At 31.2% G+C, this 24,294-nt stretch carries 25 protein-coding genes; all 25 read right to left on the bottom strand.

Annotated features, from left to right (window positions below; all coding sequences use genetic code 11):
* Window position 1: 1 nt before the first annotated feature.
* The 25 genes from G3A47_RS08410 to G3A47_RS08295 all read right to left on the bottom strand — a co-directional run bounded on the left by G3A47_RS08410 (window position 2) and on the right by G3A47_RS08295 (window position 24,257).
* Window positions 2-1,381: a UDP-glycosyltransferase gene (locus tag G3A47_RS08410; RefSeq protein ID WP_166921721.1), complete on the bottom strand. Its 1,380-nt coding sequence runs from the start codon at window positions 1,379-1,381 to the stop codon at window positions 2-4.
* Window positions 1,382-1,431: 50 nt separating this feature from the next.
* Window positions 1,432-2,334 (bottom strand): hypothetical protein, encoded by a 903-nt coding sequence (locus G3A47_RS08405; RefSeq protein WP_166921720.1) that lies wholly within the window; start codon window positions 2,332-2,334, stop codon window positions 1,432-1,434.
* Window positions 2,334-3,767 (bottom strand): MBOAT family O-acyltransferase, encoded by a 1,434-nt coding sequence (locus tag G3A47_RS08400; RefSeq protein ID WP_166921719.1) that lies wholly within the window; start codon window positions 3,765-3,767, stop codon window positions 2,334-2,336. Before G3A47_RS08400 ends, G3A47_RS08405 begins: the two co-directional genes overlap by 1 nt.
* 31 nt (window positions 3,768-3,798) lie before the next feature.
* Entirely contained in the window at window positions 3,799-4,440 is a 642-nt protein-coding gene (locus G3A47_RS23985) for a CatB-related O-acetyltransferase (protein ID WP_166921718.1), read from the bottom strand.
* Window positions 4,441-4,603: 163 nt separating this feature from the next.
* Window positions 4,604-5,725, bottom strand: coding sequence for a UDP-N-acetylglucosamine 2-epimerase (gene neuC, locus G3A47_RS08390; RefSeq protein WP_166921717.1), 1,122 nt, complete (start codon window positions 5,723-5,725; stop codon window positions 4,604-4,606).
* Between the two features lie 4 nt (window positions 5,726-5,729).
* On the bottom strand, window positions 5,730-6,770 hold the full coding sequence (locus tag G3A47_RS08385; RefSeq protein WP_166921716.1) for an N-acetylneuraminate synthase family protein: 1,041 nt from the start codon (window positions 6,768-6,770) through the stop codon (window positions 5,730-5,732).
* Window positions 6,771-6,788: 18 nt separating this feature from the next.
* Window positions 6,789-7,457 (bottom strand): acylneuraminate cytidylyltransferase family protein, encoded by a 669-nt coding sequence (locus tag G3A47_RS08380; protein ID WP_166921715.1) that lies wholly within the window; start codon window positions 7,455-7,457, stop codon window positions 6,789-6,791.
* A 16-nt stretch (window positions 7,458-7,473) separates the two neighbouring features.
* On the bottom strand, window positions 7,474-8,541 hold the full coding sequence (locus G3A47_RS08375) for an acyltransferase family protein (protein ID WP_166921714.1): 1,068 nt from the start codon (window positions 8,539-8,541) through the stop codon (window positions 7,474-7,476).
* Window positions 8,538-9,656 (bottom strand): glycosyltransferase family 4 protein, encoded by a 1,119-nt coding sequence (locus G3A47_RS08370; protein WP_166921713.1) that lies wholly within the window; start codon window positions 9,654-9,656, stop codon window positions 8,538-8,540. Before G3A47_RS08370 ends, G3A47_RS08375 begins: the two co-directional genes overlap by 4 nt.
* Window positions 9,649-10,683 (bottom strand): glycosyltransferase family A protein, encoded by a 1,035-nt coding sequence (locus G3A47_RS08365; protein ID WP_166921712.1) that lies wholly within the window; start codon window positions 10,681-10,683, stop codon window positions 9,649-9,651. The genes G3A47_RS08370 and G3A47_RS08365 overlap by 8 nt, the downstream gene beginning before the upstream one ends.
* A complete protein-coding gene (locus tag G3A47_RS08360; RefSeq protein ID WP_166921711.1) occupies window positions 10,674-11,543 on the bottom strand; it encodes a glycosyltransferase family 2 protein in 870 nt (289 codons plus the stop codon). The genes G3A47_RS08365 and G3A47_RS08360 overlap by 10 nt, the downstream gene beginning before the upstream one ends.
* Complete coding sequence (locus G3A47_RS08355; RefSeq protein WP_166921710.1) at window positions 11,540-12,463, bottom strand: glycosyltransferase family 2 protein; 924 nt, start codon at window positions 12,461-12,463, stop codon at window positions 11,540-11,542. Before G3A47_RS08355 ends, G3A47_RS08360 begins: the two co-directional genes overlap by 4 nt.
* Window positions 12,456-13,316 (bottom strand): glycosyltransferase, encoded by an 861-nt coding sequence (locus G3A47_RS08350; RefSeq protein WP_166921709.1) that lies wholly within the window; start codon window positions 13,314-13,316, stop codon window positions 12,456-12,458. The genes G3A47_RS08355 and G3A47_RS08350 overlap by 8 nt, the downstream gene beginning before the upstream one ends.
* A gap of 33 nt (window positions 13,317-13,349) precedes the next feature.
* The gene (locus G3A47_RS08345; protein WP_166921708.1) at window positions 13,350-14,270 is read right to left on the bottom strand and encodes a glycosyltransferase family 2 protein; all 921 of its coding nucleotides are present in this window, start codon (window positions 14,268-14,270) and stop codon (window positions 13,350-13,352) included.
* Between the two features lie 17 nt (window positions 14,271-14,287).
* Complete coding sequence (locus G3A47_RS08340) at window positions 14,288-15,442, bottom strand: glycosyltransferase family 4 protein (protein ID WP_208328349.1); 1,155 nt, start codon at window positions 15,440-15,442, stop codon at window positions 14,288-14,290.
* A gap of 136 nt (window positions 15,443-15,578) precedes the next feature.
* Window positions 15,579-16,388, bottom strand: a complete 810-nt coding sequence (locus G3A47_RS08335) for a glycosyltransferase (protein ID WP_166921706.1) — start codon at window positions 16,386-16,388, stop codon at window positions 15,579-15,581.
* A 2-nt stretch (window positions 16,389-16,390) separates the two neighbouring features.
* A complete protein-coding gene (locus tag G3A47_RS08330; protein ID WP_166921705.1) occupies window positions 16,391-17,329 on the bottom strand; it encodes a glycosyltransferase family 2 protein in 939 nt (312 codons plus the stop codon).
* A complete protein-coding gene (locus G3A47_RS08325; protein WP_166921704.1) occupies window positions 17,326-18,291 on the bottom strand; it encodes a glycosyltransferase family 2 protein in 966 nt (321 codons plus the stop codon). The genes G3A47_RS08330 and G3A47_RS08325 overlap by 4 nt, the downstream gene beginning before the upstream one ends.
* Window position 18,292: 1 nt before the next feature.
* Complete coding sequence (locus tag G3A47_RS24005) at window positions 18,293-18,442, bottom strand: glycosyltransferase (RefSeq protein WP_350339436.1); 150 nt, start codon at window positions 18,440-18,442, stop codon at window positions 18,293-18,295.
* Entirely contained in the window at window positions 18,435-19,589 is a 1,155-nt protein-coding gene (locus G3A47_RS08320; protein ID WP_166921703.1) for a TDP-N-acetylfucosamine:lipid II N-acetylfucosaminyltransferase family protein, read from the bottom strand. Before G3A47_RS08320 ends, G3A47_RS24005 begins: the two co-directional genes overlap by 8 nt.
* Window positions 19,582-20,727 (bottom strand): dTDP-4-amino-4,6-dideoxygalactose transaminase, encoded by a 1,146-nt coding sequence (gene rffA, locus G3A47_RS08315; protein WP_166921702.1) that lies wholly within the window; start codon window positions 20,725-20,727, stop codon window positions 19,582-19,584. Before rffA ends, G3A47_RS08320 begins: the two co-directional genes overlap by 8 nt.
* 1 nt (window position 20,728) lies before the next feature.
* Window positions 20,729-21,388: a formyltransferase family protein gene (locus G3A47_RS08310; protein WP_166921701.1), complete on the bottom strand. Its 660-nt coding sequence runs from the start codon at window positions 21,386-21,388 to the stop codon at window positions 20,729-20,731.
* Window positions 21,385-22,077: a WbqC family protein gene (locus G3A47_RS08305; RefSeq protein ID WP_166921700.1), complete on the bottom strand. Its 693-nt coding sequence runs from the start codon at window positions 22,075-22,077 to the stop codon at window positions 21,385-21,387. The genes G3A47_RS08310 and G3A47_RS08305 overlap by 4 nt, the downstream gene beginning before the upstream one ends.
* Before the next feature lie 3 nt (window positions 22,078-22,080).
* Window positions 22,081-23,355: an ABC transporter ATP-binding protein gene (locus tag G3A47_RS08300; protein ID WP_166921699.1), complete on the bottom strand. Its 1,275-nt coding sequence runs from the start codon at window positions 23,353-23,355 to the stop codon at window positions 22,081-22,083.
* Between the two features lie 35 nt (window positions 23,356-23,390).
* Window positions 23,391-24,257, bottom strand: coding sequence for an ABC transporter permease (locus G3A47_RS08295; protein ID WP_166921698.1), 867 nt, complete (start codon window positions 24,255-24,257; stop codon window positions 23,391-23,393).
* Window positions 24,258-24,294 lie beyond the last annotated feature (37 nt).

Here is a 24,294-nt window from a genome sequence, read left to right as displayed (position 1 = left end):
TTTAATTCGCTTTAATGATTTCTCTTATTTTCATAGAGGCATTTTTATAATCTTCCAACACGATATCTTTCCATTCGATCATATGCGAGGTGCATTTTTTCTGAGACGTTAACTTTTCGACAATTTCTGCTTTGTTGTTCAGCCAAACAACGGCCTCTTCATTAGGCATACTTTTGAAATGCTGAAACTGATAAATCGTTTTTACCGACCAATCAGTCACCTTTTTAACTTGCTGATCGTAATTAATAAATACACATGGTTTATCAAACATCGCAAAATCAAAAGCCATTGTTGACCCGACATTGACTACAATATCCGAATAAAAGGCAGTGCTCACCAATAACTTCACATCATCAACTGACGGATAAACGGTATTCCACTCGCCTGTAGTATTGAAATACCACAACGGGGCGGCTTCCTTTATAAGATCTTTATACTTATTTACCACAGATTCATATCTACCCGAAAAATCCACCGGACATCTTCTGAACAGAATTTGATATTCTCCCTGCAAATTGGCTTTTGTCAATTCTTCGGCAATATCCTTCAAATAATCCGGATCATCGGGAGATGTTTTGGCATCGTCTCCGGAGAAACAAATGATTTTTTTAGCAGGGTCTAAATTATAGCTCTTGTAAAAAGTTTCTTTGTCGATGCTATTTTTCTCATCATCATAAAACTCAAACTGAGAAGTTCCTGTAATATGAATCTTCTCTGCTCCGATTTCAGGATAATAGAGTGCTAATTCTTTTTTCATATAAGCGGACCATACCAAATAGTGGTCAGCCCTTAACGCCATTCTTGCCTTTGGCAAATTATCCCAGGAATAAATTACTGTTGCCGTTTTAATTCCTAAATCGGTCGCAGCTGCAAATATAGTAGCTCCTTTCAACGCTCGTTGGTGTGAACAAAAAACAACTTTCGGCTGTACTTCTTTCAAAATATTTTTTACCTCATCATAAAAAACATTCTGACGGATCGCTTTTCGATATTTTTCTTCTAATCTCAAAATAGTAGCATATCTATTGAAAAATGGAGCTGCTATCTCAATTAATTTATAAAAAACTTTTTTCGAAAATGTCTTTTGCTTCCAATTCCAATTGGTCAGTAAAGAGGTATTTTTTACTTTTTCAGTATTATAATAGAGTCTTGAAAGACAAATTAACTCTCTTAAAAATTTTTCTTTAACGGACTCTTTGTACGCCGGAATTGCAATCTCATCATCAATCACAACATTATCTTTAATTGCCTTTACGGTTTCTGGATCAAAATTATGAAACAGCACGAGATCTTCTTCCATATCTTTAAAGACATTAGAATACAGATAATTTCTAATCCCGACACCGTCCGGAAAGAGCAATAAAATTTTATCCTTTTCCATTCAGAAATTCAATACAAAATAATACCATTTCAATCCTTGCTTTATAGTTCTTAAAAAGCCGCATTTGGTTCTTTTTTACCAAAAAAGTCATTTATAATTCTCGCCGTAAAAATCTTCGCACCAGTATCGTTCATATGCCCACAGGACGAAAAATACTTGTCTTCGATCACTACATTCTCGTAATTATGAATTTCCGGATAAGCCTTTTTTACTTTGTCAAAATAGTTCATGCCTTTAACATTCTCGCACATCGGCGTCATTACCGCTATAAAATTAATATTATTGACTTTGCAAATATTTTTAATTTCTTCGTAGTATTTATTGTGAGGCAACGGATTCAGATTAACAATATTGTTTTTCATATTTCCGCTTTTTGTTTTTAACAACGGATAGTACCCTAAATTATCTAACATGGATGTCTTTTTACGAATTGCAGTAAAAAAGGTTTCTCTAAACCCAATTTTACCATCATACTTTATATAACGATAAAAAGGCAGATAGTATAACTCATTGAAATCTTTGTCATTTTCAAAATGTTTCTTTATCGTTTCAGAATTATGAATATAGGGTAGAAACAAGGCTGAAATCCCTTCAGCTCTCTCTTCTCCTGAAAGATTTAAATCGGCTTCTAAAATAACATTCTTAATAGTATATTTCCTTTCGATCATCAATTTCAACATCAGTGAAGCTTCAAACAAATGCCCTCCACTCATTCCGTAATTAAACGTTTTTATTCCTTTATCTTCAAACATTTGTGCTACAAAATGGTTATTGGCACGAGACGAACCCAGGATGACTACATCATAATTTTTAGCTTCAGAGTTCACTACCGTTTCGACCTTACCACGGTTCTTCGATTGCATAAAAACGGCGGTATACAATCCGTCCAGTAAAACTGCTACAAGAGCTGTTACGAGTACAATTTTGACTGTATAAATTAAAAAATTCTTCATTAAAACTGAAAATATATAAATTCTTTATAATCTGAATACGTTCCGAAAGCCATTATCGCCATTATCGCCAAAGCCAATTTCAGCATACTTCTTTTCCCGGAAAGGGGTTCAATTTTATTTCTGCTATTCCATTCAACCAGTACAAACAAACCAATCAATAATATCAGTTCGTAGTTGTAACGCTCATTGTCTAAATATTGAAAACTAAAATCTCTATTAGTAATAATACGTTTTAAATAGGCAAACGCATCTGTTATAGATTTAGCTCTAAAAAATACCCAAGCCACACAGGTAAGCAAAAAGGTATAGAGAATACTCATTAGTATTTTTACGGAATCGAAATTAAATTTCAACTCAATCGCATCCATATTGTTGCGGTTGCTGTTTGATAAAAGTAAAGGAAGGAAATACACAGCATTTATAAATCCCCAGACCACGTAAGTCCAATTGGCTCCATGCCAAAATCCACTGACAACAAAAATGATGAATGTATTTCTGATTTTCATCCAAAGACCGCCTTTGCTACCTCCTAACGGAATGTATAAATAATCGCGAAACCAGGACGATAACGAAATATGCCAGCGACGCCAGAACTCGGCAATATCTCTGGAAAAATAAGGATAATTGAAATTCCTCAACAAGTCTAAACCAAACAATTTTGAAACTCCCAGGGCAATATCTGAATAACCTGAAAAATCGCCATAAATCTGAAAGGCAAAATACACGGCTCCCAAAATAAGAGAGAACGTATTCATTGAAGGATAATTATCAAAAATAGCATTGGCATAGGTCGCACAGGTATCTGCGATAACTACTTTTTTTACCAGCCCCCAGATGATTTGATAAATTCCTTCTTTTGCAAATTGAAAATTAAATTCTCGTTTTACTTTTACTTGTGGTAATAAGTGTGTGGCTCTCTCTATTGGTCCTGCCACTAAAAGCGGAAAATAGCTTACAAAAAGAGAATAATCTATAAAGTTATATTCTGCTTTTATCCTTTTGTAATAAATATCAATCACATAAGACAGTCCGTGAAAAGTATAAAATGAAATTCCAACCGGAAGAATAACATTCAATAAAATTGGACTCGCCTTAACTCCGGCCGAACTTAATAATTCTGCGAATGAAGCAGCAAAAAAATTGTAATATTTAAAAATACCCAGAAATCCTAAATTGACTAAAATACTAAGCCAAAACCAAAATTTTCGGCTTTTTTCAGACTTTCCTTTTTCGATCTGAATACCGGTGTAATAGTCCAAAAATGTAGAAAAAACCAATAAAAACAAAAATCTCCAATCCCAACAGGAATAGAAATAATAACTCGCTACAATAAGTAAAGCATTTTGTGTACTCTTGGTTTTATTAAAAACAAACCAATATAGAAAAAAGACGATTGGTAAAAAAATAGCAAACGCTAAGGAGTTAAAAAACATAAATTAAATTAATTATTAAAGTACAAATGAATCAGTTAAACCACTTGGCAATGAAATCATGAATTGGGATATAAAAATCTCCCACATTTTCTTCCACTTTCTCGGGGCTCCAATTCCACCATTGTATTTTTTTCATTTTGTCGATGGTATCCAAATCATATTTCATTTTTACGATTGCTCCGGGGATTCCTCCAACAATTGCATAGTCCGGAACATCTTTTGTGACAACTGTACCGGCCAAAATGGTAACACCATCTCCAATTTTTACATTAGGCAAAATTATGGCATTCATTCCAATCCAAACATCATTGCCCACTATCGTTTTACTTTCCTCTGTGTTAATGTTTTTTTTAAAATCAGATTGGGTACTGTTACCGATAGGCAACTCTTTATTAACAAGATAATTGAAATGCGGATAGGTCGTGACCTCACTCATCATATGATGTCCTGAATCTAATATAAAGTTTACATCATTGGCAATAGAACAGTATTTACCAATTTCTAATCTTGAATTTTGATGCCACTGCCAGACAAATGCGCCATTATGATATGTTTTATAACCTATAACTACATTTTTTGCCTTATGCAAATAGATTTTATTTTGACCTTTTAAAAAATCCAAATAGCCTTTCCCCAGAATTGTCCACGCTATTTTTCGAAAAAAATGTTTCATTTTACTCTTCCTTAGCTTATTAGTTCATTGAATTGAAAGACACTAGTATTCAAAAAGGAAACAACACCATTATTTTCAAGATCGGATTTACAAAAAATGACAGCTGCCAAATTTCGTAAGCCAATACCATCGCATGATAAAATAAATGTCTTATTCTTTTTCATTAAAAATCTTTAAACTGCTTTTGGTGATTCAGCTGCCAAATATCGTTTTTCTTTAGTGAATCCAAAAACAAATCGCTGCTATTTCCCTCGCCAAAATCAGTAAAAGAAGCCTGAACTTCGTGGGAATCTATAAGGGAAAGTGCTTCTTTTATACTTTCCGAAGTGTAATCTGTGTTGATGATATCGGCATGAACAGCCCTATTTTGTTGACGGGTCCCGATATTAATGATTGGGATTCCGTAGTAAGGTGCTTCGCGAATTCCGGCACTGCTGTTCCCAATAATAAATTGACTGTTTTTTAACAAGGTCAAAAAGTATTCTAAACGAAGAGATGGGAAAATTCTGAATCTCGGATTTTGTTTTAACTTTTCATAGGAATCCAAAACGAACTGACTCCCTAAATCATTATTTGGAAAAATAACAATATAATTATGGTTATCTTCTAATAAACAATCGACAAAATTATCAGCATATTCCTTCATGGATTGAAATTCGGTAGTAACCGGATGGAACATTACAATAGCAAATTCCCGAAACGGAATTTGGTAATATTTCTTCACAATCTCTAAATCAGGGAGCTTATCAGAGAACATAATATCGATATCAGGAGAGCCTATCGTAAATACCGATTCCTTTATTTCTCCCATCTGAATCAATCTTTTCTTAGCTTCTTTATTTGACACAAAATGAATATGGCTTAACTTACTTACGCTATGACGAATTAATTCATCAACGGTTCCTGAAACTTCGCCTCCTTCAATATGTGCAACCAATATATTATTTAAAGATCCAACAATGGCTCCTGCAAGCGTTTCAACCCGATCACCGTGAACAACGATCATATCGGGATTAATATCTTTGCAGTAATTAGACAACCCTTCGATTGTTTTTGCCAAAGTCAAATCCATTGTGGTTTCGTGCGTGTGGTTTTCGAACGTAAATACATTCTTAAAATTACAACGCTCAATTTCAATTAAGGTATAACCATAAATTTCTTGTAAATGCATGCCGGTTACAAATACATAAACTTCAAATTCCGGCTTTTCTTCAAGAATTTGAATTAATGACTTTATTTTTCCGAAGTCAGCACGAGTTCCGGTTAGGAAAAGGATTTTTTTCATTGAATTAATCAAAATCGCTAAAATCTAATTGCTCGTCATCTTCAATATCTCTTGCGGCTACTTTTCCAATTAGATCATTAAAATGTTCTGCCAGAATTTTTCCCGTACCAGGACGTTTAACCCAGATATTTTCTTTTGATAATTTTTCTCCTTTTTTAATTGGTGCGATTGCACAAACGGTTGCAAAAGCGAAGTCTATAGTTACTTGCTCCTCTAATGCCGGTTTTTTTGTTCCCCCACGCATTAAAGCAATTTCTGCACTCGAAACAATTAATTCTCCACAAGCTTTTTCATCCATGCTGCAAACAATGTCCGGGCCTGTGCGTTGCATATGGTCTGTAAAATGACGCTCTAAAATACTGGCTCCAAGAGCAACAGCTCCCAAACAGGCATTATTATTTAAAGTATGATCACTTAATCCGAAAACTTTATCGGGAAAAGCTTCATGTACTTCTGTCATGGCTCCATAACGAACCAAATGAATTGGCGTTGGATATAGATTAGTAGTGTGCAACAAAGCAACCGGAATACTATACTTGTCAAAAATTGCAACTGCTTTTTGAATACTTTCAATCGTATTCATCCCTGTACTTAAGATAACCGGTTTCCCAAAAGAGGCAATATGTTCTAACAACGGATAATTGTTACATTCTCCTGAACCAATTTTATAGGCAGGTATGTCAAATTTCTTTAATCGTTCTGCTGCTGCACGAGAGAAAGGAGTCGAAATAAAGATCATACCTTTACTTTCAACATAATTTTTAAGTTCCAGTTCATCCTTCTCATTTAGGGAACAACGCTCCATAATTTCATAAATAGAAACATCTGCATTTCCCGGAATCACCTTTTTTGCAGCACCACTCATTTCGTCTGCTACTATATGGGTCTGATGTTTTACAACCTCAACCCCTGCTCTATGTGCTGCATCAACCATTTCTTTGGCAACCTCAAGAGAACCTTCGTGGTTAATTCCGATTTCGGCGATAACTAAAGGTGGAAAATCCGGTCCAATTTTTCTACCGGCAATTTCTATATATGGATTCATAAAATGAACTGTATTTTGTTAGTATAGTTGTTTTTGAAACAGATATTCCGCATAATCTAAATCTTCAGGAGTATCAATATCAACTTGTGCAAAAATATGATTTACTTCGAACGGAAATGCATTTTCCGAAATAATAATATCATTCAAAATTAAGGATGCTTTTGTGATGTATAACAATCCATTTTCAAAAAAAAGAGGCTCTAAATCCTGACTTCTCTGACCAATAGAATAATTAAACGGAATAAATTTTTTGCTTGCAATTTTCCCTAATTTTTGATGATTTCTTGTCACTGTAAATAAACTGTCAATATTTTCCTTTTGATAAACTTCGAAAGTTTCCTGTAACAAGCTGTCCGGTCGCAGCGGATTAGTAGCTTGCAGCAAAATTATGTTTTCAACAGTATTACTTTCAATAGATTCTAAAACATGCCTTAACGCAGAGACCGTGGGTTCCAGATCACCTGAAAGCGCTGCCGGCCTGTCAATTACTTTGGCTCCAAATTGTAATGCTATCTTTTTAATTTCAGCATCATCTGTTGAAACATAAACCTCATCGATTATAGTGCTGTTTTGTTGGGCATATAGTATCGAATGAGCAATTAAAGGTAATCCTCCCAAAAATTGAATATTTTTTTCAGGAATCCTTTTTGATCCTCCCCGAGCCGGAATAATAGCTATAGTTTTCATTGTTCCTTTATTTTTATCAAGTTGGATTTTCAGAAAGTGCCAATGTTTTTTTCTTTACTTTTAGTTTGTTTAAAATTGGTTTTTCAAGGTAAATATAGGTCATTGACGAAACCAAAATCAATATGCTTAATCTGATTAGAAGTACAATTGTCAAATCCTCAATATGAAGGTACTTTTTAATTCTATAATTACTTACGAAAAAACAAACCGGGTATTGAAGGATGTAAACCCCAAAACTAATCTCTCCTAAAAACACAAAAATTCTCTTTTGAAATAATTGTGTAATCAGTCCGGCATTAAGCGAAATTAAAATTATTAGTGGTACAAAAAGTAATGCTGAAGCACTCTGCAAATTAAATCCTAATGGGAATTTTAACGCCAAAATAACTAAACCTACAACTACAAGAATTAGCAAATCATAATTTCTTCTTCTATTATGTAAGTATTTTATAAAAAATAATCCAGCCAAATTCCCAACTAAAAACTGGTGAAGATGTAATAATGGGTAGTAAAATATAAAATCCTTTACATGTGCAGAATTACTTTCCCCAAAATACAAGTATAGTATATTAGTGACTATCTGAGTTAAAACCCAAAATAGAACAATATAAACTGAAAGTCGCTTGAGAGATATCTTTTTATACATCCTATTAAAAACAAAAGGAAAAATCAGGTAAAACAAAACTTCGACCGACAATGACCAAGCTGGAAAATTAAACGAAAGCGCTTTTCCGGGAATCCAGGCCTGTAACATAAGGATATTTAAAAGAAAGCCAAAAAAGTCAAATTTTCGTTCTATCAGCTGTACAAAAATCACCAAAAATAGCGCAAAGAAATAAAGCGGGTAAATTCTTGCAAACCTACTTCTGTAATATTCAATAAATGAAACCGAAGTTTTTTTTCCATATGCGATAATCATTACAAAACCAGACAGTATAAAAAAATAACTTACCCCTATATTGGCATTTTGAAAAATGAATGATAAGTTCTCGTTCTCGATAAAGACACTTCCTCCCCCATAATGGAAGATAAAAATTGAAGCAGCAGCCAGAAATCTGGTAAAAGTTAATTGTTCTAATCTCACGCTATAATTTCTCTGTTTATTAATCTACTTTTAGCTTTTTCAATAATTTCATTCATTCCTTTGTTCCAATTTTCCATAGCGTACAAATCATCTGAGAATTCAGGAAGTCTACTATTTCCCTCTAAAAACTCATTTATTGCCATTTCCCATTCCGAAACAAAATGAGGATTTTCGATTAACTTTCCGAGTTTCCCATATTGTAAAACTTCGGGAACGCCACCAAAGGCGGATGCAATACAATAATTCCCACAGTGTAAAGCTTCTATCAAACTAAGCCCAAAACCTTCCTGCCATAAAGTAGGGAAAAGATAACAATCTGAGGCCTGATAATATTTCGGAAGTTCTTCGTTTGCAATTTTTCCCAAAAAAACAACTCCCTCCATTTTTGGTCTCGGATCACAACCAATCACAAGCAATTGCATCTTTTTTTCAACAGAATAGGTTTTTCTCCAAACCTCTAAAATTAAATCTAATCCCTTCTTTGGACGGTCTTGCGAACACCAAACGAAGGTTATTTTATCACCAAAACCTAATTCTTTTTTTAGTATATTTTTTTCAAATTCTGAAACTTTCTTAAACCTCTTTGTATCAATTCCGTTATTTAATATTGAAAAATGACTTGGCAATACACTAATACTTTTTTTGTGAGCTTTGTAGCTGTCCATCGTTAATACGACCATTTCATCAATAATCTCATAAAATTCATCGCCTGAACCTGATTTCACATAGGGCGAAAAGCCATGGTAAAAAAACTGAATATAACATTGTTCTGCAATTCCTTTCGCAACAAGGTGCTTTTTTAGTGATTTAACCATTCCATAGTTATCGACAATCTGAATAATATATTTCTGACTGGGGTCAATTATTTTATCAAAAGCCCGAAAATATTCCAGATTTTTACGCCTCAGAAATTTACGTTGCAATTTGTGCCAAAATGTAAGCTTTGCAAAATGATACTGTATTCCTTCAAACAGCTTTTGTGGTTTCGGGCATATAATATAATCGATTCTATGTGTATTCTCGAGATAATTTTTATATAGCGTCGACCAGCTCCCAATTTTACTATATGGAAGAGCGATCTGAGAAATCAGAATTACTCGTATCGGATTATTCATATTTCTGGGTATATAGCAGTACTTCTTCTCTAGTAAGTCCTTTTTTCCTAAGACAATAATGCCATATCTGCTTTTTTGCAATTATCCTTGAGAATATTTTATATTTTAATAAAAATGCCATTTTTGACGATTTTATTTTTCGTAAAGCAATAGCTTCAACAGGAAAAAAATCATTCGGTTTTATTTGTTCCAAAGTTTCCTGCATCCATTTTTCTTCTACATTTCCTAAATGGTAAGCAAAATTATCCTCAGTTGAAAGTCGCCACATTCCCTTTTTAACTACCGGAAAATCCAGTAATTTATCCTCACTATCTCCTCCAAGCATAAAATTAGAGTATTTAATCTCCGTTTTTTCGAAAACTTCTTTTCTAAATGTTGTTACAAAATGACCCGCACCAGTAACCGCTCTAAAATAGCCATTCGTCACCGTAAGGTATTTTTCCAAATGCACACTATTATACATATTAAGTTTTCCGACACTCGCTGCAAAGGCTTTTAACGCCTCCGGGTTTTTAACTTTTGCAAATCGAAGTGATTTCGAAAACAGCAGTTCAAACCAAATATTAAAAGTATAGCTTTTTAGGGCTCTTGAAGATGGTGTTGGACAAACCGCTCCGGTTTTCGGAAACTTCTCAAAAACAGTATATGTCTCTTTTTGCCAGTCTTTTAAGAACATTACATCACAATCAGTAACGGTTACAAATGCAAAACTATGTCCTGAGATGCCTTTCAATATTGCATTGAGTTTTCCAATGTTTGAAGTATTAATTATTTCGTGTATTTTTCCCTTTTCGAAAAGATCATTTAAATATGCAGTAATCATTTGATGACTCCCGTTATTTACGATTGAAATATAAGTCTTTGAATGAATAGTCTTAAATACAGATTCAAGACAATATTGCAAAATTTTAAAAGCGTCTTTAAAATATCCTTCCTGATCGGGAATATAAACAGGAATTACAACATGATGAAAAAAATCATTTGATTCCTGTGATTTATCTTTATTTGGATTAAAACCTACTCGCATCTGGAAAACTTAATTATACAACTAGTTGGATTAAAAATTAAATACAAGAAACTAATCTTTACTTTTTTGTTACTATATAATTGTTCCCATTTTAATATTGCACGTTTCGCTAGACGCAATTTTATTCTATATAAAACAAATGGATTAATAACTCCCATTTGTTTAAAGTTTATCAGCATATTATATTCGAGACCTATATATTTTTCAAGCTTTTTTGACAGTCTGTCTTCATCTAAATATTCTCTATAAAAAGCTAAGGGTTCTTGAATATAGAAAATTTTATGCCGATAAAACATTCTCTGATAAAAGTCAACATCTTCTCCTACTTTTATGTTTTCATCAAACATCATATCGCTTTTAAAAACACTTTTCCTAATTAAAGGAGTTGGAGATTTGACTACCCAAGTACCTAGAGCATTCCAAAAAACATAACCAGAACGTTTGTGAACTTTATCTTTATTAGCACCTATGATGTCACCCGTTAATTGTCCTTTTTCATTAACAACCGCTGCTGCGGAATGTACACAATCTACTTTAGGATTTTCCTGAAAAACTTTAATTTGCTTTTCGATTTTAGAATTTCCCCAGAAATCATCATCATCTAAAAAAGCTATAAACTCGCCATTTGCTTTATTAATTCCAAAATTTCTAGCTGATGACAACCCTCCGTTTTTTTTGAAAAAATAAGTGCAATTAGGAAACTGATTACAAATCGCTTCAGCATAATTATTTGAAGATCCATCATCAACAACAACTATCTCAATATTATTGTAGGATTGATTACTTACCGACTGAATCGCATTCATAAGATATTTACTGCGATTGTATGTTGGTATAATAACACTAACTAGGGGATTCATTTTTTTAAAATTTTTGATATTATAAACTGAAGCAATTTGTAAAAATATAGTGTTTTCAATTTTTTATCTGATTGAATCTTTTGGATACTTGAAGTATTTAAAAAATCTTTTTTATTAATCCATATATAATTTTTTATATAGTGCTCTATAAATTGATCATATTTGGTAGTTTGCGTAAAATAATTTAAATAATTTGCTTTTTCATGATAAACGGTTTCCAATTTATTCTTTTGCAGATAAGATGAGGTTGAACCTTCATGTCTTCTGAAAAAATTTAGATTTTTATTTAGAAATGCAAAAGAACTGTTTTCCAGCAAATAAGACCAAAGAAAAAGATCCGAACATAATCTATTAGTAAAAAGCTCAGATGGGATTTCGAATTTAGGCTTCCTAAAAACCACAGAACTTCCATTAGTGATATAGGTATCAAAGGGCATTTTTTCAAAGAAAAGCTCCTTATCTATAATTTTATATTCCCCTATTGAGGTATTCAGATCTTTTGTTCTATTTGCAGAATCGTAAATAATTACCCCATTTTCAACATAATGACTACCTGAAAAGGCAAGTGAGGTTTCTTGATTCACATTTAAGATATTTACTAATTCCTCCAAAAAAGTTGGTTCCGAATAATCATCGGTTTCTGCAATCCAAATATACTCTGTTTCAGCCAAACTGATTCCTTTTTGCCATGAAGAATAACCAGTGCCAGAATTTTTATCATTTATAATAAAATATTTTACTCTAAAATCAGCGTTTTTTGCCAAAAAATCTGAAATTATCCATACACTATTATCTGTAGATTGATCATCAATTATAATCACTTCCCAATCTTTGTATGTTTGATTAAGTATACTATATAATCTGTCAAATAAAAATTCCCCATGGTTATAACTGGGTACTATTATGGAAACTTTAGACATCAAATCTTATTTTAGTTCTTAATTCATATATTTTCAGCTTCAGTATCTTGTAATTCAATCTATCAAAAGGTTTATTTAATATATTAAACATCCACAATTTAAAAGGTACAGTTCTATAATAGAAACAGAGTTCTAAGAATTTTTTTAATGCTAACGATTCCAAATGCCTATCCTTCTTATTACTACTTTTGAGGAGTTTACTTTTATATAAGTCATGAAATTTAAGAACTCCTTTTATAAAATCTAAATTTGTATTCCCGTTAGAAAAATGTTCTATTAAAATTTGATCTGAAACCAAAATCTTATGCCCTTTTTCTAACACATCAATACTAATTCCTAAATCATAACAATGAAAGCCGTAAATTTCTTCATTAAATTGAACTCCTATACTTTTTTTTAAAGCTATAAAAACCCCATCAATTACTGCCATTTCTTCGTTGTGACTTTCTCGAAAACCAAGTTTAACATGACTTGCGGGTTTATTTGGATAATGTTGAATCAGGTTTATACATAAGAATTCTTCTTTTGTATGCCAAAATGCACTAGGATATTTACTTTTATATTTTGCACCTGCAACCCCAATCAATCCACATTCTAAGTTCAGATCAAATGTATTTATAAGAATAGGAGCCCAATTTTTAGTATGAAAAAGAACATCTTCATGAACAAAGAGCATATACTCATATTTTGCTTTTTGAATTCCTTTATTATAGGCTTTTGTAATTGATAAATTCTCATTAGAATTATCGATCCTTATAATTTCATAGTCGATTATTCCAATTGTTTCTTCAATACTTTTTGATACTTTATTATAAAGATGTATATCTCTGGAACATATTATTATCGAAATCATATTCTTTTTCTGTTACGGTAGATTTACAGAGCGCTAATTTTTACTTTTAAATTTTAGAACATGTTTAAAAATTTGTTTACCCAATCCCAGCAATCTCATTTTTTCAAGTACTTTTTTAATTAATAATCCAAACTGGTAAGTATTAGACTTCTTAACTTCGTTCAAATTATTTTTAAATAATTTTGCTGAATTAAAATGTCTCGATATTAAATCAACAGAAAATTTATGATACTGATCATAAGTCAATATTTCCTTTAATGAGTCTAAAATTTTAATTTGATTATCATCAGCACCAATTGTATTCATCCTACCGGACGGATTAATTCTGTAATAAGCTAATGGCAAATCTATAAAACTATAATTAGGATTGTTTTTAAAAATGTTAATCCAGACAATCCAATCTTCCTGAGCTGACAATTTTTCCGGAAATTTTATATTCTCAAATAATTTTATATCAAAAAAACCGCATTGCAATTGAATCGAAAACAAATTATACAAAAAATTTTCAAACGTAAATGATTTTTCATTCACCTCGCAAAAAGCTGGCAGAATCTCTTTAGAATCAGAAGATATCATCTTAAAATTTGATATAACTACCTGAGGTTTTCTCCCAACCGTTTTTTGTATTTGATCAACCGATAATTGTATTTTTTTCTCATCCAAGAGATCATCTGAATCTAAAAATTGAAGATAAATTCCCGTAGCTTTAGAAATGCCAAAATTTCTCGTACTGCTTACACCGCTATTCTCTTTATAAAAGTATTTGAATCTGCTGTCTTTAACTTGCCATAATCTTGCAATTTCTTCTGTATTATCGGTACTTCCGTCATTAACAATTATACATTCCCAATTAACATAAATCTGGTTATAAACAGACAAAAGGGTTTCATTTATAAATTGACCTTGATTGTAACTTGGTACTATAATGGATACTTTGGGGTCTTGTAGAGACATCTTCCTATATTTTGAATTTAATTAAGTAATAATGATCTATATTTTTCTCTAAAACTATCAATTCCAAACTTACTTACTCCATATTGTTTTGCATTTTTTGAAAGCTGTATTTGTACCTCTTTATTTTTATACAGATAAATTATTTTTTCACTAAATTTATTTTCGATATCTGTAATGTGCAATTCATTTTCAACCAAAAAGCCATTAACATTATCAATTAAATGTTCGCTAATACTTCCTACATTAGAAGAAATAGGAATTACCCCAAACATCATCGACTCCATAATTACCATTGGAAATCCTTCTCTGTATGACGTTATTAAAATCACATTCATTCTATCATACCATTCCCTTAAAATATTCTCATCTTTAATTTCTCCCAAATTAATAATTCCTGAATCTTTAATTGCTTGCTCATTTTCTTCAAAATTAGGCCCAGCCATGACAAAACGAATATCAGGGTAATCTTTTCTAACTTGATTTGCAATTTTTAAATACATCTCAGGTCTTTTTTCTTTAGCCCACCGACCAACAAAGCCAACGTAAAAAAAATCATCATTTTTGATATTATTGCTTTTTTGCAAAATTTCGATCCCATTTGGAATAACTTCGATTTTCTCATTAAATTCAGATAAGCCTTGCAAATTGTACAAATCAATGTAATCCTGTTTTGTTTTTGAATTAATAACGATTCTTTTATCTAAATTTTTAACATATGGTAAACTAAAAATTTCGATTCCTCCTTTATCTGGTTTGATAAATGCATGTGTAAGATCGTATTTTCTTACCTTCTTTGAGATATGAGGTAATAATTCATAATAAAATACTGAATGACATCCGAAAACAGATTTTATTTTTTTAGAACCATTAATTTTAGATACTAAAACCTTTATAAAAAGTTTTTTTACAAAGTAGTTTCTATTTAAAAAATCATATACTTCATAAACACTGGCACATTTATAAAATTGATTTTTAAAACCATCTGAGTAAGATTCATCAGTAAAAAAGACATAATTTTCAACATCTTTAATTGCTTTCACAATATTTAGATGCACCTTCTCTGCCCCACCTGTATGATAATAAGGGAAGAAAAAAATAACTTTTGCATTTTTAATTTTATTCAGCTCATAAACCATAAAAGAGATTAGTTTAAGCAATGCTTTTACTTTCAAAAAAAATAATCTGATTTTATACTTATTATCCATTATTTAGTCATCTCCATTTTCAATTATATCTTTTTCTGACAATTAGCCTCTTTTCCCTTATAAATACCATCTACCTTAACAAGTTATTATCTGCATTATAAAATTATCTTCGTTTATTTAAGGATTCTTTTATCGCAGATGCTATTTTTCGTATATATTTTAAATCTATTCTCTTTTCTTTAATTATTTTATTAAATACTTTTCTGAATCCCAATGAATATTCTGAATTTCTAAAATAATGAAATTCTGAAAATTCTATCCAGGATGAATGCCATAAGTGAACTGTGTATGATTCAGTATGAATATAATTTTTATAATTTTTCAGATCTTTTTTATTCTCAAAAGGAAATGGGTAAAAATATTCTGGAGGATAAATGACAATATCGTGACAAGATATAATTTTATTGAAATACTGAGCATTTTGTGAAAGTCCATTGTACTTTGCTGTAATCATTTTGGGAATGGTAATTTCTCCAAGATGGCTACCAGCATTTAAATCTAATCCATCATACATCTGAAGACATTCTCTAATAAACTCATTTTTTGGAATAGTCCCTATTATCGCAGCATTGATATGAAAAAAGTCCTCAGCTCCAAAAAAGCAATAACTATCCAGAAGATTATCAAAACTTTTCAGGACCATCATATCAGTATCTAGATATATTCCTCCTTTTTTATTGAGTACATCCAGACGAATGTAATCAGCCACAAATGCCCATTTTTTTAAATTATAAGCTTTTTCAACAAAATGATGGGTTAAATCTGTATTCTTCTCATTCCATTCTATTATCTCATAATCAGGCATAAATCTTTTCCAAGAAGCTATACAGTCTCGAACTAACTTTGGTTTTGACATGCCTCCAAACCAGCAATAATGAATGATCCGTGGTATTTTTTGTTTGTCTGTGTACAATTTTATTTTATTAGGGCAGAACCTCTTTTAAAAATTTTATAAGTTGTGAATCCTAATGTAGTTTTCAAAGCATTCTGAATTTTCATACTTTTTAAATTTAATTTTACCAAATTAAAGCAAAAGAAAAAACTCCCTTTTTCATTATTTATTAAAATGTCCAGCAAAATTCTTCTTGATCTATTTAATAAAAAAGCATGAATCCTTTCATCCAACATCTTACTTTTTTTTAGTAAAACATAATGTTTATTTCTTGCATAACATTCGGATATTAATTCCTGAATATTAAAAAAATTTACTTGCTTGGATAATGAATGTGCATGCGATCTATAAAGAAACAAAACCTCATCTAAGATTACCATATTGGGAACTTTGTAAATTGCTCTCAAATTAAAATCCCAATCATCTAAATATGTAATTCTTTCGTCAAAGAATAATTGTTTTTTTAATAGAAAAGCTTTTCTCCATAAAGGTCCTGAAACATAAAAAGTGACCTTCCCTGTGTAATAATCATGAATTAAATCTCGGCTTACTATAGAATTCCTAAATAATATCTCTTTAGAAACTGAATCAAAAAACTCAGATTTCCCTATTACGACATCAACATCATCTTGAAAACAACTCATCCTTCTTTCCAAAGCTTCCTTCAATAAAATATCATCACTATCAAACCAATATATAAACTCACCTTTACTAATCTTAAAACCATAATTCCTGGAAAAACCAGGTCCTTTTACGCTGTTTTTTGGTTTTTTATGAAAACTAAATCGAAAATCCTTTTTAATAAATCTTGCTACAACTTCTTCAGTGTTGTCGGTTGAATCATCATCTACAATAATACATTCCCAATTTTGATATGTTTGCGACAATATAGAATCTAATGTTTCACCTATTAAATCTGCCCTATTATAGGTTGGAATTATAATTGAAATTAATGGTTTCATGAAAAATAAGCTTTTCTAAAATGTTTTTCAATTCTATAACTCCCTCTTTTAATTAAAATCAATAAATAACTACTTATACAAAATTTTAAACCTAACGATTTGTTTATTTTATACATCTGAAAAGTAGCTTTTTTTACTATATGAGAGCAAATCTTTACATGTTTTTGTTCCAAACCTCTGTAGAAGAAATCAATTATAATAAAATAATAATGTCTTATTAATTCGAAGTCCTCTAATTGAATACTTTTTTTAAAGTTTTCAATTGCGATTATCATTTGAGATTCTTTAAAAGATTTTACGTATTCATTATTTTTATACGTTACTGTAGATACATGTTGTCGATATAAGAACAGTGATATGTTTATAATTACAAATTTTTGGGTATCTAATCTATAAAACAATCTGGAAAAAAGTTCGGTTTCCTGTCCTCTTGAAATGGTAAGACTAAAGAGTTCTTTATTTTCAAGGTATTTTTTTCTAAATAAAATTGAAGGTGTAAGAACTGGTAATTTCCATAAAGCATAATCTTTAAATAAATAAGAGTTCAAGATCAGATCTATAACTTGTAATTTTTCTAATTTTTCAGTTACATAAGTCCCTGAACAAATCACTAAGTCGATTTCTGGATGGAATAATTCAATTTTCTTCTCGAGAAAATTATTTAACATTATATCATCATCATCAAACCAATTAACAAATTCACCTTTACTTATTTTAAAACCATAATTTCTACAAGCATTTGCTCCCTTTTGTATGTTCTTAGGTCTTTCAAAATATTTAAATCTTAAGTCTTTTTTTAAATACTCTTCAATGACTTCAAGTGTATTGTCTGTAGAACCGTCATCAACAATTATACATTCCCAGTTCTCATAAGTTTGAGTTAATACACTATCAAGAGTTTCACCAATTAAATAACCACGATTGAAAGTAGGAATAATTACAGAAATTAAAGGCTGGTTCATTTTAATAAATTTTGTTTTTTTTACATAATTTCATACAGATAATTGCTTCCCAATTTTGATATTTCTGGTTCAAAATGCTTTCATAACAGTCTTTAAAAAAATGCCCGCTATTATAATTCGCTATTAAAATGGAGAATAAAGGATTAGACATTTATAACCGCTATTTGTTCTTTTAATTCTTCTTCTAATTGCTTTTTATTTAAAAAGCTAAACAAAATTGCTCTGTTATGCTCTGCTTTTTCCAATGATAAAAATTCATTACAGCTTTCTTCATTCAAATCTGTTTCATAACAATATATATGTATTCCAGTTCTTTTTAAAAAAGTATAAAAAGTATTTAGCTTACTCAAAAAAACTTTTGCTCCCATCCATAATAAGGCAATTATGTTGCCAAGAGCTTGCTGCCTTCTATTATTAAAAATTGCGACTCCTACGTCTTGCAAAATAGTATTATATTGGTCTAAAGAAATGAACTCCAACAAAGGCCAAAACTTATCCGGGAAGTCTTCATAGCCTTTATCAGTCACAATATTAATATATTCTGAATCTCCATAATTTAATGGTGCAATAATTTTTTCCGCTGTCAGATTATACTCTTTTATTTTATCAAAAACATCCAAATGGTTTCCGGTAATACTTCCTGAATTTCCAATTAAAATTGTTTTTTTATTCTCATTTACCTCTTTTGAAATATCTAATATCTGCTCTAATGGGTAATACCAAAAGGCAAAAAAGCATTTTTTTTGTTTGATTAGTCCGCAAATTATCTGAAATTCTTCTTCAAAAGAACTGCCTAAAAAATCAATTCTCTTCATGACTTTCCTTTTATATTCTATTTGAGATAAAGGGAAGTTTTTATTAAAGACTCTGTAATATGGTCTGATAAACTCTTTAATCTTTTTCTTTGGCGACAAATTAGGCTTAGAAAATCTGCTTCTTGTTATGGAATCAAATAATTTATGCGCTTTATAGTAGTTAGTATCATTATACACCTCAAAACCGAAACAAAACCAAACAACAGGATTTTCTTTTGGCAATTGCAAAACAAACTCATAAAAAGAGACTGATAAACTATGCAATATTATTATATCTGTTTTTTGGATATAACGCCCAATTGAGACTAATTCATTTGCTAAACATTTCTGAACACATGGTTGGGATTTAACATGTAAAAAATCAGAAACAGCCTGATAACTAACTACGTGAAAAACGTTTCTATCCGGAAAGCAATTCTCAAACTGCTCTATTGCAGAATTGATAAACTTTTCGTCTTCACAAATATGAATAATTCTAGACATTAGAAACGAATTCTTTTATAACTTCTATAATTTTTACTTGATCTGTTTCATCTAATTCGTAGTAGAAAGGCAATCGAAGTAAATTATCTGAGTAATAATTACTAAACATCAAATCTTCACCTTCATATTTTTCTATATAATATGGGCTTTTGTGTAGACTCAAATAATGGAAAACAGAATGAAAACCACTCCTTTTCAAACAATCAATACATTCATTTCTTTTTTCCATGGATTCAAAAACCACATAAAACATATGCGCATTATTTGTTGCGTAATCCGGTACAATTGGCAGCTTAACTATCCCCTTACCCACTATATCCTGCAAACCAATATAGTATCTATTCCAAATTTCTTTTCTTTTTATCTGGATCTGCTCAAGATGTTCTATCTGAGCCCAAAGAAAAGCAGCAATAACTTCAGATGGCAAAAATGAAGAACCAATGTCTACCCAACCATACTTATTTACTTCGCCTCTAAAAAAGGCTGAACGATTAGTTCCTTTCTCCCAAATAATCTCTGCACGATGAGCAAACTGTTCATCATTAATCACCAACATTCCACCTTCTCCCGAAATTATATTTTTTGTTTCATGAAAAGAAAAAGCTGCCAGATGGCCTATAGATCCTAATGCTTTTCTGATACCATCTTTGCCGGTATAAAAACTGTCAACAGCTTGTGCTGCATCTTCTATAACAAATAAATTATAACGATTTGCTATTTCCATTATACTGTCCATATTGCAAGCTATTCCAGCATAGTGAACAAGGACAATTGCTTTCGTTTTTGATGTTATTAAAGACTCCAGTTTCTGTTCATCAATATTAGGATTTTCGGCATTTGAATCAGCAAAAATAATCTTTGCTCCCCTCAGCACGAATGCATTTGCAGTAGAGACAAATGTATAGGAAGGGATAATAACTTCATCTCCGGCCTCTATGTTGATCAAAATCGCTGCCATTTCCAAAGCATCTGTACAGGATGTTGTCAATAAACATTTATTGAAACTATACTTTTGTTCAAAGAATTTTTGGCATAATTGGGTATATTTTCCATTCCCCGAAATTTTACCTGAAGCTACGGCATCTTCTATATACTTAGTTTCGCTGCCGGTTAAATATGGTTTATTAAAAGGAAGCATCTTAACTATTTCTTATTAAATTCCAAAATTCATTAGTAAACACATCTGTATTACTCGAAATTGGGGGTGAAAATTGAACTTTAAAATTATTCAGAACAACAAATTCGTTCGATTTGTTTTGAGATTGATCAATGGCCTCCAAAAGACAGATACAAGCAGTTTTAAAGACAGTATCAATTACAAAATTATCATTTTCCCAATCTACACTAAAACAACCTTGCTGAAGAATCATTCCGGAATCTACCTCTTTATTAACAAGATGGCATGTACTACCAATAAATTTCACATTTTGATCTTTAGCTTTCTTAACTGTATCCATTCCTATTAATCCTGCAAAACCAGGTAGCAAGGAATAGTGAACATTGATAAATTTATTTTCCCAAATACCTAATGTTTTTTCATCAATTATCTTATGAATGTTTGTAATAATAAGATCTGGATTCAAAAAAAACAGCTGCTTTTGCAATTCTTCTGTATTTTCCTTCGTATATTTTATTTTTAACGAAAAAATATTTTCCTTTTCTGCAAATTGCAAGGACTGGCATTCTCTATCTGCTATAACTCCTACGATTTGAAAGTTAAGATTTAAAAAATTTATGGCATGATATAAAAATTTCAATGTCCCACCATCTCCAGAAACTAAAAAAACAATTTTCTTCATCGATTTAAGTTTATATATTCCATTGATTGAAGTCCTTCGTTAAAAATCAGATCTAAGATCGAGACTGCATGATCAAATGGCGGGTTCATTTGTTGATATTCCTTATAATTAGAATAATCCATCCACTGCAAATCAATACCATTATTAACAAATAACTTTTCATCAATATAATTCTTTGCAGAGGGTCCGGAAATATAATGAGAAGCATTTGCCTGCATACATAAATCTACCAGCCTTTCCGTTTTTCCTTCAATTAAATTATAATCTGTAGAAAGACTAATCTTGGTATTAATTTTAAGATAATCACAAATCGATTTTATAAAGAAATAATTTATTTCAGATAGAAATTTCAAGCTTGAAGCATGATCATATAAATCAAAAATAAAATCTTTTGTTTCTGTAAAACATTTTGCTTTGCCATAATTGGTTTGCAAAGTTGCCCTATGTTTTTTGGTCCATTTAAAATCAATTATTTTAATTTCGTTTATCTTTTGATGTAAACTTTCTACCCTCACAGGAATTGTTAACCACTCAGTCCCCTTACTTGTTTTAATTTTATTTCTATTTCTCCAATCGTTTTTTGTATACTGCATTCTATCATAAATGATAAATTCATCTACTTGATGTATCAAATCAAAATATCCTTTCCACGGAATGTAATTAGACTGTAAAACAGCTATTTTTTTCATAAACTACTGGATCTTTTGATCCCAAATAAGTGAAGGCCTTATAATTCCATTTATTTTTCCTAAATAACCGGAATCTCTTTTTACATCTTTTATTTCAAATGTCAATAATTCTTCATCACTAAATAATAGACGCATTTCATTTGTATGAAAATAAAAATGGATTTGATAAACGTCATCATTTAAAAAATTAGCCGGAATCCTACAGCTGATATTCGTAACTTCATTTATTCGACATTCAAATTTATTTCCCGAGCCAAAAACAATATCACCTTTAATTGTTTTTAAATCGAACCCTAAAGAAATTTTCTCTTTATCAGTTTGATTAACAATTTTTAATCTAAAATCGATCGCTGATGTTACATCTAAAATGTCATTTTTATTTTCAGAAGAGGCATTTTCGATCGCCGCGTACATTATTTTTACATTCTCATTTCCTTTAGCATGATCTATAGAGTCAAAAGATAATTCGCGTTCCGAAAAAGAAGTACTTTGCAAATATTCTGATATAATTTTTGTGGGATTACCATTTCCAAAAATAGTTCCGTTATTCATACTTATAACACGAGTACAAAGAGTTTCAACTGCAGCCATATTATGACTCACAAACAAAACGGTCCGTCCCTCTCCTTTTGATATGTCTTGCATTTTACCGATTGCCTTCTTTTGAAAATCAGCATCGCCAACTGCCAAAACCTCATCAATCACCAAGATTTCCGGCTCAAGAAATGCGGCTACCGCAAATGCCAAACGAACCGTCATTCCGGAACTGTATCTTTTTACAGGAGTATCAATATAACGTTCGCAACCTGAGAATTCTATAATTTCATCGAGTTTTGAAGCAATTTCTTTTTTGGTCATGCCCAAAATGGCCCCGTTTAAGAAAATATTCTCGCGACCGGTCATTTCTCCGTGAAAACCTGTTCCAACTTCAAGAAGTGAAGCAATACGACCACGCGATTTAATACTTCCCGTTGTAGGTGCCGTAACTTTTGAAAGTATTTTTAAAAGTGTCGACTTTCCCGCACCATTTTTTCCGATGATCCCTAAAACTTCTCCACGTTCTACTTCGAAATTAATATCCTGCAAAGCCCAAACATAATCAGAAGTTCCTTTTGTAGAACGATCGTTAGTCTCCCCTATTTTTAAATACGGGTTTTCTTTACCAAGCATTTGATGCCACCATCTGTTCAGATCATGAGCCAAAGTTCCGGTACCAACTTCTCCTAAACGGTATTGTTTAGAAATATTCTGAGCTTTTAATATTATATCTTTTTCCAATTGCAAATGATATGTTGTGTTTCTAAATTTTTAAATTAAACCGTATCAATAAAACTTTTTTCGGTTTTATTAAAAACTAAAAGTCCAATAAAAAATACTACAGTAGTGATGGTAATAGTGTAACATAAGCCTAAAATGGATATTTCTCCAACATCTAAAAGCATATATCGGGAGGTTTCTATAATATATGCCAGCGGATTATATGCTACAATCCAACCGTAATCCGGCAGTTTTTGTTTAATCAATTCCATTGGATACATTACTGCAGACAAATACATTAGCAGTTGTATACCAAAACCAATGAGGTAGCTAAAATCACGATATTTAGTTACCATCGATGAAATCAACATTCCCAGTCCTAATCCTAAAATTCCCATAACGAGAATGAGAACAGGAAAGAACAATACAAGGCCGTTAAAGCTTAAATCTTTTCCCTGAATTAAGTAATAACAATAGAAAGCAATGAAAATAAAAAATTGTATCCCTAACTTAATTAAATTGGAAATGACAACCGAAAGCGGCGTTATGATTCTGGGAAAATAGACTTTGCCAAAGATTCCGGCATTTGCTTTAAAAGTATCTGATGTTCCGTTAAGACAAGCCGTAAAATAATTCCAAACTGTTATTCCGGCCAAATTAAATAAAAACGGAGGAACATTACCTGTATGGATTCCGGCAACATTATTAAATATTATAGTAAAAGTTATTGACGTAAACAGCGGTTGAATCAGGTACCAAAGCGGTCCTAAAACAGTCTGTTTATAAACAGTTATAACATCTCGTTTTACAAAAAGAAATAGTAAATCCCGATATTGCCAAATCTCTTTAAGATTTAGTGAGAAGAATTTATTTTTTGGTGTTATTTCAAACAGCCAGTCATTAGTAGTATTTGTATTGTTCATTTTTACTTGTATCACAATAAAATTGCGATAGTATTAT

Source organism: Flavobacterium poyangense (assembly GCF_011751075.1).
Taxonomy (GTDB): Bacteria; Bacteroidota; Bacteroidia; order Flavobacteriales; family Flavobacteriaceae; genus Flavobacterium; species Flavobacterium poyangense.
The sequence above is the reverse complement of the archived record's forward strand: the minus strand, read 5'-3'. Positions and strand labels throughout refer to the sequence as shown.

Coding starts and splice junctions, on each gene's coding strand:
- G3A47_RS08410 (WP_166921721.1), bottom strand. CDS start 1,381: ATGGAAAAGGATAAAATTTTATTGCTCTTTCCGGACGGTGTCGGGATT.
- G3A47_RS08405 (WP_166921720.1), bottom strand. CDS start 2,334: ATGAAGAATTTTTTAATTTATACAGTCAAAATTGTACTCGTAACAGCT.
- G3A47_RS08400 (WP_166921719.1), bottom strand. CDS start 3,767: ATGTTTTTTAACTCCTTAGCGTTTGCTATTTTTTTACCAATCGTCTTT.
- G3A47_RS23985 (WP_166921718.1), bottom strand. CDS start 4,440: ATGAAACATTTTTTTCGAAAAATAGCGTGGACAATTCTGGGGAAAGGC.
- neuC (WP_166921717.1), bottom strand. CDS start 5,725: ATGAAAAAAATCCTTTTCCTAACCGGAACTCGTGCTGACTTCGGAAAA.
- G3A47_RS08385 (WP_166921716.1), bottom strand. CDS start 6,770: ATGAATCCATATATAGAAATTGCCGGTAGAAAAATTGGACCGGATTTT.
- G3A47_RS08380 (WP_166921715.1), bottom strand. CDS start 7,457: ATGAAAACTATAGCTATTATTCCGGCTCGGGGAGGATCAAAAAGGATT.
- G3A47_RS08370 (WP_166921713.1), bottom strand. CDS start 9,656: ATGAATAATCCGATACGAGTAATTCTGATTTCTCAGATCGCTCTTCCA.
- G3A47_RS08365 (WP_166921712.1), bottom strand. CDS start 10,683: ATGCGAGTAGGTTTTAATCCAAATAAAGATAAATCACAGGAATCAAAT.
- G3A47_RS08360 (WP_166921711.1), bottom strand. CDS start 11,543: ATGAATCCCCTAGTTAGTGTTATTATACCAACATACAATCGCAGTAAA.
- G3A47_RS08355 (WP_166921710.1), bottom strand. CDS start 12,463: ATGTCTAAAGTTTCCATAATAGTACCCAGTTATAACCATGGGGAATTT.
- G3A47_RS08350 (WP_166921709.1), bottom strand. CDS start 13,316: ATGATTTCGATAATAATATGTTCCAGAGATATACATCTTTATAATAAA.
- G3A47_RS08345 (WP_166921708.1), bottom strand. CDS start 14,270: ATGTCTCTACAAGACCCCAAAGTATCCATTATAGTACCAAGTTACAAT.
- G3A47_RS08330 (WP_166921705.1), bottom strand. CDS start 17,329: ATGAAACCATTAATTTCAATTATAATTCCAACCTATAATAGGGCAGAT.
- G3A47_RS08325 (WP_166921704.1), bottom strand. CDS start 18,291: ATGAACCAGCCTTTAATTTCTGTAATTATTCCTACTTTCAATCGTGGT.
- G3A47_RS24005 (WP_350339436.1), bottom strand. CDS start 18,442: ATGTCTAATCCTTTATTCTCCATTTTAATAGCGAATTATAATAGCGGG.
- G3A47_RS08320 (WP_166921703.1), bottom strand. CDS start 19,589: ATGTCTAGAATTATTCATATTTGTGAAGACGAAAAGTTTATCAATTCT.
- rffA (WP_166921702.1), bottom strand. CDS start 20,727: ATGCTTCCTTTTAATAAACCATATTTAACCGGCAGCGAAACTAAGTAT.
- G3A47_RS08310 (WP_166921701.1), bottom strand. CDS start 21,388: ATGAAGAAAATTGTTTTTTTAGTTTCTGGAGATGGTGGGACATTGAAA.
- G3A47_RS08305 (WP_166921700.1), bottom strand. CDS start 22,077: ATGAAAAAAATAGCTGTTTTACAGTCTAATTACATTCCGTGGAAAGGA.
- G3A47_RS08295 (WP_166921698.1), bottom strand. CDS start 24,257: ATGAACAATACAAATACTACTAATGACTGGCTGTTTGAAATAACACCA.